13 protein-coding genes are annotated in these 14,410 nt (G+C 69.7%); 9 read left to right on the top strand and 4 right to left on the bottom strand.

From position 1 onward, the window contains the following. Window positions 1-358 precede the first annotated feature (358 nt). Window positions 359-847 (top strand): NUDIX domain-containing protein, encoded by a 489-nt coding sequence (locus ACIO3P_RS11465; RefSeq protein ID WP_401849010.1) that lies wholly within the window; start codon window positions 359-361, stop codon window positions 845-847. On the opposite strand, the gene ACIO3P_RS11460 is transcribed toward ACIO3P_RS11465, so the two are convergent. Then, complete coding sequence (locus ACIO3P_RS11460; protein ID WP_401849008.1) at window positions 813-1,664, bottom strand: helix-turn-helix domain-containing protein; 852 nt, start codon at window positions 1,662-1,664, stop codon at window positions 813-815. The two genes, ACIO3P_RS11465 and ACIO3P_RS11460, sit on opposite strands and share 35 nt — an antisense overlap. 12 nt (window positions 1,665-1,676) lie before the next feature. Beyond that, window positions 1,677-2,429, bottom strand: a complete 753-nt coding sequence (locus ACIO3P_RS11455) for a DUF6879 family protein (RefSeq protein WP_401849006.1) — start codon at window positions 2,427-2,429, stop codon at window positions 1,677-1,679. Window positions 2,430-2,958: 529 nt separating this feature from the next. Here ACIO3P_RS11455 and ACIO3P_RS11450 point away from each other — a divergent pair. After that, window positions 2,959-3,459 (top strand): hypothetical protein, encoded by a 501-nt coding sequence (locus ACIO3P_RS11450; RefSeq protein ID WP_401849005.1) that lies wholly within the window; start codon window positions 2,959-2,961, stop codon window positions 3,457-3,459. Between the two features lie 72 nt (window positions 3,460-3,531). Beyond that, a complete protein-coding gene (locus ACIO3P_RS11445; protein WP_401849003.1) occupies window positions 3,532-4,188 on the top strand; it encodes a class I SAM-dependent methyltransferase in 657 nt (218 codons plus the stop codon). A gap of 674 nt (window positions 4,189-4,862) precedes the next feature. On the opposite strand, the gene ACIO3P_RS11440 is transcribed toward ACIO3P_RS11445, so the two are convergent. Continuing rightward, on the bottom strand, window positions 4,863-5,351 hold the full coding sequence (locus ACIO3P_RS11440) for a hypothetical protein (RefSeq protein ID WP_401793742.1): 489 nt from the start codon (window positions 5,349-5,351) through the stop codon (window positions 4,863-4,865). 371 nt (window positions 5,352-5,722) lie between these two features. Then, window positions 5,723-6,175 carry a hypothetical protein gene (locus tag ACIO3P_RS11435; protein ID WP_401849001.1) on the bottom strand — a complete coding sequence of 151 codons (453 nt, stop codon included), beginning with the start codon at window positions 6,173-6,175 and terminating at the stop codon, window positions 5,723-5,725. Between the two features lie 86 nt (window positions 6,176-6,261). Between ACIO3P_RS11435 and ACIO3P_RS11430 the strand changes: the two genes are divergently transcribed. The 6 genes from ACIO3P_RS11430 (at window position 6,262) to ACIO3P_RS11405 (ending at window position 14,303) form a co-directional block, all read left to right on the top strand. Continuing rightward, window positions 6,262-7,176, top strand: a complete 915-nt coding sequence (locus ACIO3P_RS11430) for a DUF2797 domain-containing protein (protein WP_401848999.1) — start codon at window positions 6,262-6,264, stop codon at window positions 7,174-7,176. Continuing rightward, complete coding sequence (locus ACIO3P_RS11425; protein ID WP_401848998.1) at window positions 7,163-8,164, top strand: amidohydrolase family protein; 1,002 nt, start codon at window positions 7,163-7,165, stop codon at window positions 8,162-8,164. Before ACIO3P_RS11430 ends, ACIO3P_RS11425 begins: the two co-directional genes overlap by 14 nt. A gap of 78 nt (window positions 8,165-8,242) precedes the next feature. Continuing rightward, on the top strand, window positions 8,243-8,998 hold the full coding sequence (locus ACIO3P_RS11420; protein WP_329828310.1) for a response regulator transcription factor: 756 nt from the start codon (window positions 8,243-8,245) through the stop codon (window positions 8,996-8,998). After that, entirely contained in the window at window positions 8,995-10,605 is a 1,611-nt protein-coding gene (locus ACIO3P_RS11415) for a HAMP domain-containing sensor histidine kinase (protein ID WP_329828311.1), read from the top strand. The genes ACIO3P_RS11420 and ACIO3P_RS11415 overlap by 4 nt, the downstream gene beginning before the upstream one ends. A 75-nt stretch (window positions 10,606-10,680) precedes the next feature. Then, on the top strand, window positions 10,681-12,084 hold the full coding sequence (locus ACIO3P_RS11410; protein ID WP_401848996.1) for a glycosyltransferase: 1,404 nt from the start codon (window positions 10,681-10,683) through the stop codon (window positions 12,082-12,084). Beyond that, window positions 12,081-14,303 (top strand): glycosyltransferase family 39 protein, encoded by a 2,223-nt coding sequence (locus tag ACIO3P_RS11405; RefSeq protein ID WP_401848995.1) that lies wholly within the window; start codon window positions 12,081-12,083, stop codon window positions 14,301-14,303. The genes ACIO3P_RS11410 and ACIO3P_RS11405 overlap by 4 nt, the downstream gene beginning before the upstream one ends. Window positions 14,304-14,410: the final 107 nt, after the last annotated feature.

The following is a 14,410-nucleotide window of genomic DNA, read 5'->3' as shown; positions in this document are numbered from 1 at the left end:
AAACCGTTTGGTCTGACGCACCTCCGGGTGTGTCCGTTGAAGATGACCTGGTGGACGAACGCGCGATCCGCTGGCGCGGGAGTGATGACATCGAGCCCGCGGCCGGCCAGGCGGTCGGTGATGGCCGTGGCCATCCGGACTGGCGGTAGCAGCCATCGTCAACGGCTGTGCCGGCCAGGAGTTCGGCGACACCCGACAGACGCCCCGTCCCGGGGTCAACCCCCGAAGGACTTCCGGAGCCGACCACTTAGCGTCGATCTGACCAATAGTGGAGGCGGTACCTGTCCTCCGCAATGCTCCGTGGCGAGGGTCCGTCGTGCGCTGCTTGTGCCTGCACGGCCACGGCGGCCGGGTGACCATGGCACGGACCGAGTACTACAACGCCCCAGAAGCACCTGAGCCGAACAGCTTGGTGGTCGCCGCGTCCGCCGTGGTTACCGACGACGAAGGGCGCATGCTCCTTCAGCGCCGACGGCACAACGATCTCTGGGCGCTTCCTGGTGGCGGCATGGAGATGGCCGACTCGCTCCCGGGAACGGCCGTCCATGAGGTGAAGGAGGAAACGGACCTGGACGTGGAGATCACCGGGCTTGTGGGCGTGAGCGGCCGTATCTCGGCTGACCCCGTAGGGGCAGATAGGGGTAGATCTGACGCTCGCTGTGCCTCCCGGCTCGCCGTTGGGCACGGTTCCGACGGAGACCTCAGCCCTGTTCGCGAGTTCCTCTTGCAGGAACCCTTGCCTTTCGCGTTCGGCGCGGATCGCGGCTACAAGGCGCGCCCAGGCTTCAGAGACAAGGTTTCGGACGTCGGGTTCAGCGTGAGCGCAACGTTCGTCGTACCGCACTGATGAGGTTCTGTGCGTCAACGCCGTACACGGCGGACTCCTGGAGTGTGGCCCAGACCCGCAGGTAGGTGGCCACGCTGTCGGCGTCGTCGAGCCAGAGCTCCGCATGCCAGTCCTCGGCGATCACGAGCCTGTCGTCCAGGATCCAGAAGCCGTTGGCCGTCGGGATCTTGAGGGAGGCGCCGAGCGGGATGATCCCCAGCTCCACGGTGTCCATGCCGATGGTGCCCGCGAGTCGGTCGAGTTGGGCGGCGAGGACGGGCGGAGGACAGATCAGGGCGTGGAGGGCCGCCTCCCACACCAAGGCGTGGAACTTCCTGCCTGCTTCGTACAGCCACTCCTGGCGCCTCATGCGGGCGCGGACCGCGGCATCTGTGTCGCGGACCGAACCTTGAAGGTCCGCGTATCGCAGGAAGATGTGCCACGCGTAGTCGGCCGTCTGGAGCATGCCAGGAACGACAGACTCCTCCCAGGCGTGGATGGCCTGGGACCGCCCGACCTCAAGGTTCCAACTGTCCTGCACGGGCCGGTGCCCGGCGGCCAGTTGTCGGCGCCAGGAGCGGATGTGGGACTCGAAGCCCTTCAGCCGGGCGTCCAGTTCATCGAAGACGTCCGGCCGGCCGACACCTCCGGCCCAGGCCCTCAGGTCTTCGCTGGTAGCGGTCTGCCGGCCGTTCTCCAGCTTGTAGATCTTGGAGTGTGGCCAGCCGAGTCGCTGAGCCAGTTGCGTACCGGTGAGCCGTCCTTCCGGGGCCGACAGCCGGAGTTCCCTCAAGCGCAGCCCGAGGGCCTCCCTGGCCTGCTGGAAGTCTGTGCTCACTGGTTCCGCTCGCTAGCAGTCGGCGCTGAGTTGCGCCGCGAACTCGTCGTACGGCAGGGAGCCGTGCACTGCGGCGTCGCGGACCTGGCAGTACCGCAGGACCTCGGCCGGCTCCGTGATGACCTCGACGTCGTGGAAGGCGTCCTCGTCGTCGAAGCGCAGCACGGCCACCAATCGACTGTCGAAGATCCAGACGTCTTCAGCGGGCAGCCGGAGCCGCTCCGCGTCCTCGCGCCACAGGTTCCGCACGTCCTCGCCCGTGGCCGCGTTGCACTTGGCGTAGTCGAGCAGGAACAACTGTCCCTCGGTCGGCGGGTCGTCGACGACGCGGACCCGCCCCACGTACGTGCCGCCGGACGTCTGCCGGCGGATGTTCGCACACCACTCGCTGTCGAGGTCGCAGGGGGCCGTACCGGTCGCAAGGAACTCCGCGTAGCCGGGGTCCTCCCGGTCCGATGCGTAGCTCCGCCGTGTCTCCAGGTGCCAAGCCGAGTGCGCGAACGTCTCGAAGAGCCGCCCGAACTCCTCCGGGTCGATCAGTCTGGGCACGCGGGTGACCTCCTTGGGCCCGTGATTGACGAGGAGTTCACGCGGCACGACCACTGCCACATCCCCGGGGCCGAAATGCTGGAGCTGGGCGATGTCCTCGGGGTCGGTGAGAGGTGTTCCTTGGACGAGGATCTCACCAGAGTCGAGATCCTCGTGAACGGCGGGGCAGCCACCGTTTTTGCTGTCGGTGCCGTTGAAGCGGAGTCGTCGTGCCACGGTCGCCTCCCATGGTGTGTGGCCTGGTCACCATCAGCATCACCGGGGCTGATGTGTCCGCACTACAGCGTGCACCCTCTCGTGTGAGACCAGACAGGAACATTCGGTCGGACTGGGAGAACATTCGAGAACATCGCATCGCGGCCAGTAACTCCGAGTCCTTACAGTCCTGTCCATGGTCACAGCACGTGACGATGTTGATCCCTTCACGGCCATGGAGGCCCTGCGGGCGGCCCTCGCTGTCGCTCTCCGCCCCGATGACGAGGACCTCCACGCGGAGTGCCGCCAGGCGGAGGACATTTCTCTGCCCTGGGGCACCGGCCTCCTGCCCGTGCCCCGCTGTACCTGCCCGTGCCACGGCTACAACCGCCAGGCCCCACCCAGGACGCCGGTCCGGCCAGGTCACGTATGAGCCCTCGCTGGAACGGGATCCGCAAGGCGTCCGCGCCGCGCGTCCAGGCATGGACAGGCCGGCAGACGGGGCGGGCTCGAATCGGTACGACACGACCTCTCTCCGAAGGAGTAGTCCATGACCGTCACGCTCGACCGACCCACGATCACCCGCACACGGGACCCGAAGGAACTCCTCAACGCCGTCCAGCCCCACATCAAGCACCTGACGATCAACGTCCTGGACAGTGACATGACCCTCTGGGATCGCGAGGTCGCCCTGCTGCTGCGTGACCACATGATGGTCCGCGACATGGCCGAACGCGTCCTCGGCAACGCCGTCATGTACACCATCGGTTGCATGGAGCACCCTGAGGTCCACCTGGGCGTCGGCAGGCTCGTCGACATCGGCGTTCACCAGCTCATCCTCGACACGCCGGTGTGGTGGGCCCTCTGCGACGTGTACAACGAGGGCCGCTACAAGCACCACGCCCCGTTCATCGAGCGCCGCCGCGACGGCCTGTGCCTGCGCACGGCGGACTTCCTGAAGTCCATCGGCTTCGGCGTCGACGAGGAGCTGTGGACGGTCGACGGCACGGACTGCTCGCCGTGCGACAACAAGGTCCCCGACAGCCACTGAACGGTCCTGCGCCGGCCCCTGTCCTCGGCCCACCGGAGGACAGGGGCACAGCCCTTTCGAAGAGGAATCGCCGTGCCCGCACAACACGACATCGTCGCCGAGACGGAGCTGTGGGACACCTACGCCGCTTCGGCCTTCAAGGACGACGCCGAGCCGAACTTCTGCTGGACCCAGTACGCCGGTCACGGACCTGGCCCAGAGCTGCTCGGCAACCCGCTGTCCGTCCTGGAGATCGGCTGCGGCACCGGCCGTGCGCTCGCCTGCCTCGCTCAACGCGGCATCGCTGCCACGGGCGTTGACCTGTCGCCTGTCATGGTCAAGAAGACCACCACAAAGTGGGCCGACGTCGGCGCGGAGTTTGTGTGCTCCGAGGTCCTGGAGTACCTGAGCGAGCACGAGGACGCGTACGACGCCGTCTACTCGATCTTCGGAGCCGCCTGGTTCACCGACCCGAGCCGCCTCTTCCCGCTTGTCCGCCAGCGGCTCAACCCCGGTGGCGTCTTCGTCTTCTCGCAGCCTCCGGCCATCCCCGGCGCTTACGGGCCACAGGGCATGTACAAGGGAGGTTTCGCCGGCAAAGCGATGTACACCTACCGCTACAGCTACCGCCCTGCTGTCTGGGAGCGCCTGCTCACCCGGGCCGGGTTCGTCACGGCCGACGTGGAAGTCCTCGACGCGCCTCATCCTGGACACATCGGAACGCTCCTGGCCCGCGCCGTTGCTCCATGACCGGGTCCCCGGACGCCGGCTCCTCCGTAGCCTTCTTGACCTCAGTCGTCGATGGCTTCTTGCCGGTTCGGAGCGTGAGGTGACGAAGTGCCGTACGGGTAGGGAAGTTGGCGCTCGCCGAGCGCACCTGGACGAGATCGTGGGACCATGTACGGCATGACGACGAACCGAAAGGTCCATGCCGCGTAGACGGCCGCGACATATCCGGGTCGGTGCTTCTCGACGCCCGATTCCCGCTGCGACGCCAGTTGTCGACGGCCTGTCTTCGCGGGCTCTGTCCGAGATCTTCCGTCTTGAGTGCAGCCGCAATTACCTGCGGCCCGGGGACGTCAGCGCGGCCGTGCGCCTGTGGAAGGAGTACGTTCGCCGTCCCGAGCGCCATCTTTGGCACGACGACGAGTGGGGCGGCGTGCACTGGTACTGCTGCGGCGATCCTCTTGAGGCCCGCGCTCTTCTCGACACGGTGATGCAGGCCCTTTCGCCTCGGAGCGCCGGAGAACTCCGTCGGATCGTCTGTCGGTTCGACGCCGTATGAGTCGAACGTGGGTTGACCTGTAAGTCGTCGGAACACTTGGTGGTACCGGGTACTTGGAGCCTACGTACTCGCGGGTTATGTCGATCACGTCTCCGACCGGCCCGATGGGCGCCTTCAACATGGCGGGCTGGCAGCCACTTCAGAATTCTGGTGGCGTGACGCTGAAGTTCTCGCCGCCATAAAGGGATTCGTAACGAATCTCGATCACCAGGCGCCGGGTGATGAGTTCCCAGAACCAGCCATGCTGGTCATCACTGAACTCGTCCAGAGACAACAGGACAACGGTCTGTCCGGCCAACACCACGGCGCCCGGGCGCAACGAGTATGCCTTGGGGCGCGTCGGGAATGAGCTCAATACGCGTTGCTGCGTGTTGTAGTCCCACTGTCCAATGGGCTCCCCGTCCAACCGCACCACCGAGCTCGTCACGATGGCCGGCCCAAGACCGGCATTGACGACCCTTAGTTCTGCTTCAGTGCTTTCGTACTCCTTCACACGGCGTATCTGGAGCAGAGGCTTCACCGACTGGCGGCTGTGTCGTCTGCTGTCCTTGGTCTGTGTGTAGCTGATCCAAAGAGAGCCGAGCGCTATGACCGTCGCTGCAACAGCGGTGACCGTGTCCGCGTCCATATGGCTCCCCCTTGCAACGCGGCGGGTGGTGTTTGAATCTTCCCCCGGTGACCACCGTTCCAGTCCGCAACCGGAGAGCAAGCTGGGCGCGGAGGCGCCCGTGTTCCTGTCGTGCCCGACCGTTCGAGAACCAACGGGGGAGGACTCTCAGGGGCGTTCACCCGAGGTGAGGGGCGAGGGTTGAGCGTACGGAGATATCGCTGCATCAACTGCGGCCGGAACGTCTCGTGGTTACTCCGCCCGACGAGACCCACTTCCGTACCGTGCCTGTGACGATCAACGTTCCCGCCGTCGGCGACTCGGGCCTGGCCATCAGCGTGGACCCCGCCGGCGCGGGGAAGCAGTCGCCGTTCCGGCAGCGGGACGTCGGGTCACCCCGGCGGGCACTCCTGGATGGGGATCGGGCCGTACGGGACCACCACCACCTGGTACGCGTCCTCGTAGATCACTCGGCCCGGGTCCGTGGAGTGCAGTTCGTGACAGGGGACGCCGTGGGCCGTGAGGAGTTCCAGGTAGCCGTCCACGCGTGCGATCAACTCCGCTGCCTCGGCGGACGACTTGAACCAGGCGACCGCCCCCGGGTGCAGTTCGGCGTCGTAGACCAGTGGGTCGACGGTTGACGGGTCGGGGTAGTTCGCGTCGTACCAGTCGTTGCCCGACCGCCAGAAGCGCCACTGCTCGTCGGTGAGGGCGCCGCTTCTGGCGAGGCCGTTGGCCAGGGCGAAGATGCCGGGGAAGTGGCAGCGTGGGCTGCGGGTCGGGCTCTGGAAGCGGATGAATGGGCCCGGCGGGGCGCCGTTCTTGGTTCCGGTGGTTGTCGTCATGCGGTCGCCTTCGCTGTCTGGCTGCGGCAGTGCCGATGCGGAAACCGGCATTCTGTCAGTCGGAGCGGACGCGAGGAGGTGTGCGGATGGCGTGGGAGTGTGACGGGCTGCGGTGGGTCGGCGGGGCGCCCGTGCTGCGGTGGCGGCGGGGTGGGGAGCGGCGTGAGAGTGGTCTGGTGTACGGGCGTGACCTGGGGTTTCGTGCTGTCGGGGCGCGTCGGTGTGCCGGAGCGCGGGGGAATGTGTGTCCCCTGGGGGCGCTGATCCCCGGGCGCAGTACGGGCGGCCGGTGCGCCGAGTGCGCGCGGCTGGAGCGGGCGCACTCCGTGGCCGCCGACACGCTGGCCGACGATCCGCGTACGTACCGCGTCTATCTGGCGTGGTTCGGGCCCGGCATGGTGAAGGTCGGGATCACCGCCGAGCAGCGCGGGTCCGCGCGGCTGCTGGAGCAGGGCGCCGTGGCGTTCTCCTGGCTGGGGCGGGGGCCGCTGATGGCCGCGCGGCGGACGGAGGAACTGGTGCGCCGGGGGCTCGGGGTGCCGGACCGGGTCCCGTACGCGGCGAAGCGGGCCGTACGGTACGCGCTGCCGGGGCCGGCCGAGCGGGCGGGCCAGGTCGGGCGGCTGTATGCGCGGGCGGTGGCGCTGGAGGGGTGGCCGCAGTCGCTGGAACGGGTGGAGTGCGCCGTTGTCGATCACGCCGGAGTGTTCGGGCTGGGGGATGGGGAAGCGGGTACGTCGGTCGTCGCCGGGGTAGTGGGCGAACTGGTCGACGGCGGGCGCGTCGCGGGCCGGCTGGTCGCCGCCGCCGGGCCCGATCTGCATCTCGCCCCCACAGGTGACGAGATGGAGAGGACGGAGGTGACGGAGGTGGTTGTGGTGGATACGCGGCTCATGAGTGGCTGGGAACTGGTGGCGAGCGCGGGTGCTGTCACTGTGCCTGTCGTGGATATTCGTGGTGACGGTGGTGACGGTGGTGATGTGCAGGATGGGCTTTTCTGATGGGGGCGATGGGGGCGAACTGGTCGACGAGGCGGGCGCCGTACGGCGGTTCCGGGAGCGGGTCGGTGTGCCCGCCCTGGTCGATGTCCACACCCACTTCATGCCCGAACGCGTCCTCACGAAGGTGTGGGCCTACTTCGACTCCGCCGGGCCCCTCGTCGGCCGGGAATGGCCCATCACCTACCGCCACGACGAGGCCGAACGCCTCGCCCTGCTCCGCGCGTTCGGCGTGCGCGCCTTCACCTCGATGGTCTACCCGCACAAGCCGGGCATGGCCCGCTGGCTGAACACCTGGGCCGCCGACTTCGCCGACCGTACGCCCGACTGTCTGCGGACCGCCACGCTCTTCCCGGAGGAGGGCGTCGAGGCGTACGTACGGGAAGCGGTCGAGGGCGGCGCGCGGATCTTCAAGGCGCACGTCCAGGTGGGGGCGTACGACCCGAACGACCCGCTCCTCGGACCCGCCTGGGGGCTGCTCGCCGAGGCCGGTGTCCCGGTGGTGATGCACTGCGGGTCCGGTCCCGTGCCAGGGAAGCACACCGGGCCCGAGCCGGTGGGGCGGCTGCTGGCGGCGCATCCGCGGCTGAGGCTGGTCGTCGCGCATCTGGGGATGCCGGAGTACACCGACTTCCTGGATCTCGCCGATCGGTACGGTGAGGTACGGCTCGACACCACGATGGCCTGTACGGACTTCAGCGAGCGGCTCGCGCCCTTCCCGGTCGCGGCGCGGGCGCGGCTCGCGGATCTCGGCGACCGGATCCTGCTGGGGACGGACTTCCCGAACCTGCCCTACCCGTACGTCCACCAGCTCGAAGCCCTGGAACGGCTCGGTCTCGGCGACGAGTGGCTGCGCGCGGTCTGTCACGGGAACGGGGTGCGGCTCTTCGGGCTGCGAGGGGCGCAGGGACCCGATGTCGGCCTCGGGTTCGATGTCGGACTCGGGCCCGACGTCGGCCTCGGACCCGACGTCGCGGGCACGGATGCCTGAGCGCGCGTCCGCGCATTCTCAGGGAATTCACAGGAAGCGGAAAGCCCTCTCTCAGAGCGCCTCCCCAAGGTGAGCACCATGACCCTCACCTCGCCCCGCGGGCGTACCGAAATGCTCAGGCCGGACGGGAGCCCCGTCCGCGTCCTCGTCGTCGACGACGAGACGTCGCTCACCGAGCTGCTCTCCATGGCCCTGCGGTACGAGGGCTGGGAGGTGCGCAGCGCCGGGGACGGGGCGGGCGCCGTGCGCGGCGCGCGTGAGTTCCGGCCCGACGCCGTGGTCCTGGACGTGATGCTGCCGGACATGGACGGCCTCGCCGTCCTCGGCCGGCTGCGCCGTGAGCTGCCGCAGGTGCCGGTGCTCTTCCTCACGGCGAAGGACTCCGTCGAGGACCGTATCGCCGGGCTGACCGCGGGCGGCGACGACTACGTGACCAAGCCGTTCAGCCTGGAGGAGGTCGTGGCCCGGTTGCGCGGGCTGATCCGGCGCTCCGGGGCGGCGGCGATACGGAGCGAGTCGCTGCTGGTCGTCGGGGATCTGACGCTCGACGAGGACAGCCACGACGTCACCCGCGACGGTCACTCCATCCACCTCACGGCGACCGAGTTCGAGCTGCTGCGCTACCTGATGCGCAACCCGCGCCGGGTGCTGAGCAAGGCGCAGATCCTCGACCGGGTGTGGTCGTACGACTTCGGCGGCCAGGCCAACGTCGTCGAGCTGTACATCTCCTACCTGCGCCGGAAGATCGACGCCGGTCGCCCGCCGATGATCCACACCCGGCGCGGCGCCGGCTATCTGATCAAGCCCGGCGAACCGGGTGACGCCCCCCGATGAGCGGTCCGGACAAGGCGAAGGGCCCGCGGGGCATGAAGGGGCGGCGCTGGTCGCTGCGGACCCGGCTCGTGGTGTCGGCGGTCGCGCTGATCGCCGTGGTCGCCTCGGTGATAGGGGCGGTCACGACGATCGCCTTCCGCTCCTATCTGTACGGCCAGTTGGACCAGCAGGTGCAGGCCGTCGCGGGACGCGCGGCGGGGGTCAAACCCGGGTCCGGCAACGGCAGTCCACCGCCCGGCGCGATGCCCGGTGTCGACATGGACCCGCTGGAGGTGGTCACCGGCGGTGGCGCGCCGCTCGGGACGGTCGGCGCGGTGGTGTCGGCCGACGGTACGGTCGGCCGCGGGCTGGTCAGCGACGAGCAGAAGAGCTCGACCTCGTGGCCTCCCGTGTCGAACAAGGACCTCACCTCGGCGCAGAGCGCCGGCCTCGCCACCGTCGCGCGGGACAGCAAGCCGCACACGGTCACGCTGCCCGGACTCGGTGACTACCGGGTCACGTACATCGAGGGCCCCAAGGGCGACTTCCTCGTCGGCGTCCCCCTCAAGGACGTCCAGGACAACCTCAACATCCTGGTCCTCGTGGAGGTCTGCGTCACCCTGGCGGGCCTCGTCGCCGCCGGGATCGCCGGTGGCGCTCTCGTCGGGGTCGCCCTGCGCCCGCTGCGGCGCGTCGCCACCACCGCCACCCAGGTCTCCGAACTGCCGCTGCACAGCGGTGAGGTGGCCCCGCTGGTACGGGTCCCCGCCGCCGAGGCCGATCCCCGTACCGAGGTCGGGCAGGTCGGCGCCGCGCTCAACCGGATGCTGGGGCACGTCGGTTCGGCGCTCGCCGCCCGGCAGGAGAGCGAGACGCGCGTACGGCAGTTCGTCGCCGACGCGGGCCACGAGCTGCGTACGCCGCTGGCCTCCATCCGCGGCTACGCCGAACTGACCCGGCGCGGCCGGGAGGAGACCGGCCCCGACACCCGGTACGCGCTCGGCCGGATCGAGGCCGAGGCGGAACGGATGACCGGGCTGGTCGAGGACCTGCTGCTGCTCGCGCGGCTCGACGCGGGACGCCCGCTCTCGTACGAGACCACCGACCTCTCCCCGCTGGTCGTGGACGCGCTGAGCGACGCGCACGCCGCCGGGCAGGACCACCACTGGCGCCTGGAGCTGCCGGGGCCGGAGGAACCGCCCGCCACCGTGCACGGCGACGGCTCCCGGCTCCATCAGGTCCTCGTCAACCTTCTCGCCAACGCCCGTACGCACACCCCGCCCGGCACCACCGTCGTCGCTCGTGTACGCAGATGTGGCGAGGGGCGGCCGGGGCGGCCGGGGCAGGGCTCCTTCGTCGTTCTCGAAGTGCAGGACGACGGGCCCGGGATCCCCGCCACGCTGCTTCCCCATGTCTTCGAACGCTTCGCGCGCGGCGACGCCTCACGCTCCCGCGCGGCCGGGTCCACCGGGCTCGGTCTCGCGATCGTCCAGGCGGTCGTCACCGCGCACGGCGGGACCGTGACGGTCGACAGCGTGCCCGGCAGGACCGTCTTCTCCGTACGGCTCCCGCATGTGCCGCCGCAGGGGTCGTCGTACGCGCAGCCGTACGCAGCCGTACGCGAGTGACTCCGTGTACGACTCACAGACAGGGCACAGGCTCACCACACGGCCGTGACAGCCCGCCTCGCGAGTGTTCTCACCATGCGAACCGACACTTCATGGGGCACCCTCCCGGCCCGGGAGCATCTCCCGGTCGAGGTGACCGAAGCCCCCGTACTCGACGTGACCATTCCCGTCTACAACGAGGAGCAGGACCTCGAACCATGTGTGCGGCGCCTGCACGACCACCTCGCCCGTACCTTCCCGTACAGCTTCCGCATCACGATCGCGGACAACGCGAGCACCGACCGGACCCCCGAGGTCTCGGCCCGGCTGGACGCGGAGCTGCCGGAGGTACGGGCGTACCGCCTGGAGCAGAAGGGGCGCGGGAGGGCGCTCCGTACCGTCTGGTCGCACTCCGACTCGCCCGTCCTCGCCTACATGGACGTGGACCTCTCCACCGACCTCAACGCGCTGCTGCCGCTGGTCGCCCCCCTGATCTCCGGGCACTCCGATCTGGCGATCGGGTCCCGGCTCTCCCGGTCCTCGCGGGTCGTGCGCGGGCCCAAGCGCGAGTTCATCTCGCGGGCCTACAACCTCATCCTCAAGTCCTCGCTGTCGGCCCGGTTCAGTGACGCCCAGTGCGGGTTCAAGGCGATACGGCGCGATGTCGCCCAGCGGCTGCTGCCGATGGTCGAGGACACCGGCTGGTTCTTCGACACGGAGATGCTGGTGCTCGCCGAGCGCGCCGGGCTGCGGATCCATGAGGTGCCGGTCGACTGGATCGACGACCCCGACAGCACGGTGAACATCATCAGCACCGCGACCGAGGACCTGAAGGGCGTCTGGCGCGTGGGGCGTGCGCTCGCGGTGGGCGCGCTGCCCCTGGACCGGCTGGCGCGGCCCTTCGGGGACGACCCGAGGGACCGCCGGCTGCCCGGGGTGCCCGGCGGTCTCGCCCGGCAACTGGTCGGCTTCTGTGTCGTGGGCGCCCTGTCCACGCTCTTCTACCTCCTCCTCTACTCCCTCTTCCGCGCCATGGCGGGTCCGCAACTCGCCAATGCCGCCGCGCTGCTGGTCTCGGCGATCGCCAACACCGCCGCCAACCGGAGGCTCACCTTCGGGGTACGCGGCCGGGACGGCGCCGTCCGCCACCAGGCGCAGGGCCTGGTCGTCTTCGCCATCGGTCTCGCGCTGACCAGCGGTTCGCTGGCGGCCCTGGACGCGGCCACCGGCAACCCCGCGCACTCCACCGAGCTGGCCGTGCTGATCGCCGCCAACCTCGCCGCGACGGTGCTGCGCTTCCTGCTCCTGCGCGCCTGGGTCTTCCCGGACCGGCGCGCCGACGACCAGCTCCGTATCGACGACCAGCTCCGTACCGACGACCAGCTCCGTACCGACGACCAGCTCCGTACCGACGATCACCTTCGTGCCGACGGCCCTGCTGACGGCTCCATCGACAGCCACGCCGACTCCGCCGCCCTCTACTCAAGGAACGCCCGATGACCACGACCCTTCAGCCCGACGGGCTCGCGCCGGCGGCGGACGGCCCCGTCCACCGCGCCGGCGCCGGCCGCGCCGCCCGCATCTGGCGGGGCAGGCAGGAGGACCCGGCCTGGGTGCGCCCGGCCCTGTTCGCCCTCCTGCTGGCCACCGCGCTCCTCCAGCTCTGGAACCTGAGCGCCTCCGGGTACGCCAACTCCTTCTACTCCGCGGCGGTCCAGGCGGGCAGCGAGAGCTGGAAGGCGTTCTTCTTCGGCTCCTCCGACGCCGCGAACTCGATCACCGTCGACAAGCCGCCGGCCGCGCTCTGGCCGATGGCCCTGTCCGTACGGCTCTTCGGTCTCGGCTCGTGGCAGATCCTGGTGCCCGAGGTGCTGATGGGCGTCGGGACGATCGCGGTGCTGTACGCCGCCGTACGCCGCCGCTTCAGCCCGGTCGCCGGGCTCACCGCGGGCGTCGTGCTGGCGCTGACGCCGGTCGCCGCGCTGATGTTCCGCTTCAACAACCCGGACGCGCTGCTCGCGCTGCTGATGACCGTCACGGTCTACTGCGTGCTGCGCGCGCTGGAGGCCGGCCGGACGAAGTGGCTGGTGTGGGCGGGTGTCGCGGTCGGCTTCGCCTTCCTGACGAAGACGCTCCAGGCGTTCCTGATCCTGCCGCCGCTGGCGCTGGTGTACGGGGTCTGCGCGCCCACGTCCGTACGGCGCAGGCTCGGCCAGCTCGCCCTGGCTGCGGGCGCGATGGTGGTGGCCGGCGGCTGGTGGGTCGCGATCGTGGAGCTGTGGCCCGCGTCCTCCCGCCCGTACATCGGCGGCTCGCAGAACAACTCCTTCCTTGAACTGACCTTCGGCTACAACGGCCTCGGCCGCATCAGCGGCAACGAGACCGGCAGCGTCGGCGGTGGAGGAGGCGGCGCCGGTGGCGGCATGTGGGGCGAGACCGGCCTCGGCCGGATGTTCAACTCCGAGGTCGGCGGCCAGATCTCCTGGCTGCTGCCCGCCGCGCTGATCCTGCTCGTCGCCGGACTCGTCATCACCCGCAGGAGCCCGCGTACGGACACGGCGCGTTCGGCGTTCCTCGTGTGGGGCAGCGCGCTGCTGATGACGATGGGCGTCTTCAGCTTCATGGCCGGCATCTTCCACCAGTACTACACGGTCGCCCTGGCCCCGTACATCGCCGCCGTCATCGGCATGGGCGTCTCGGTGCTGTGGGAGGAGCGGACGCACATCCTGGCGTCGGTGACGCTGGCGGTGACGGCCGCGGGGACCGCGGTCTGGGCGTTCGTCCTGCTCGGCAGGGCCTCGGACTACCTGCCGTGGCTGCGCTGGGCGGTGCTGGTCGGCGGTCTGGTGGCCGCGTTGGGGCTGCTGTGCGCGGCGAAGCTGGGGCGGCGGTTCGCGCTCGCCGCGGCCGGTCTCGCGGTCGCGGCCTCGCTGGCGGGACCGTTCGCGTACACCCTGAACACGGTCAACAGCGCGCACACCGGCTCGATCGTCACGGCGGGCCCGGCCTCGATGGGCGGCTTCGGCGGGGGCGGCGGTCGCGGTGGCCCCGGGGGCGGTCCCGGCGGTGCCGACGGCGGCGGCATGGGGATGCCCGGCCAGCAGGGCACGGGCCAGGGCGCGGGTCAGGGCGCGGGCACCGGTACGGGTACGGGCAACGGCGGCGGCATGGGCCAGCCCCCGACCGGTGGCGGCGGCCAGGGGATGGGCCAGCCCCCCACCCAGAACGGCCAGACGGGCCAGCAGCAGAACGGCCAGAACAACCAGAACAACCAGACCGGCCAGAACGGCCGGCAGCAGGCAGGCGGCATGCCCGGTGGCGCCATGGGCGGCGAGCGCGGCGGCATGGGAGGCGGCGGCATGGGCGGCCTCCTCAACGGCCAGAACGTCTCCACCAAGGTCGAGGCGGCCCTCAAGAAGAACGCCTCCGACTACACCTGGGTCGCCGCGGCCATCGGCTCCCAGAACGCCGCCAGCTACCAGCTCGCCACGGAGAAGCCCGTCATGGCGATCGGCGGCTTCAACGGCAGCGACCCGTCCCCGACCCTCGCCCAGTTCAAGAAGTACGTGGCCGACGGGAAGATCCACTACTTCCTCTCGGGCAGCGGCGGCGGCCCCGGCGGCAACGGCAGCTCCTCCATCACCACGTGGGTGGAGGACACCTTCAAGAAGGTCACCGTGGACGGCACGACGCTCTACGACCTGACGCAGAAGGCGTGACCGCGTGACCCCGGGGATCACCCGCTGGAGGGACGGCCGAAGAACTCTCTGTACAGCGTAAGAGAGTCCCTTGTACGGTGTATGGCGACGCGAGTCCCATACACCGT

This window comes from Streptomyces sp. NPDC087310 (assembly GCF_044744405.1).
In the GTDB taxonomy this organism is placed as follows: Bacteria; Actinomycetota; Actinomycetes; order Streptomycetales; family Streptomycetaceae; genus Streptomyces.
This window is presented reverse-complemented; position numbering and strand designations above follow the sequence as displayed.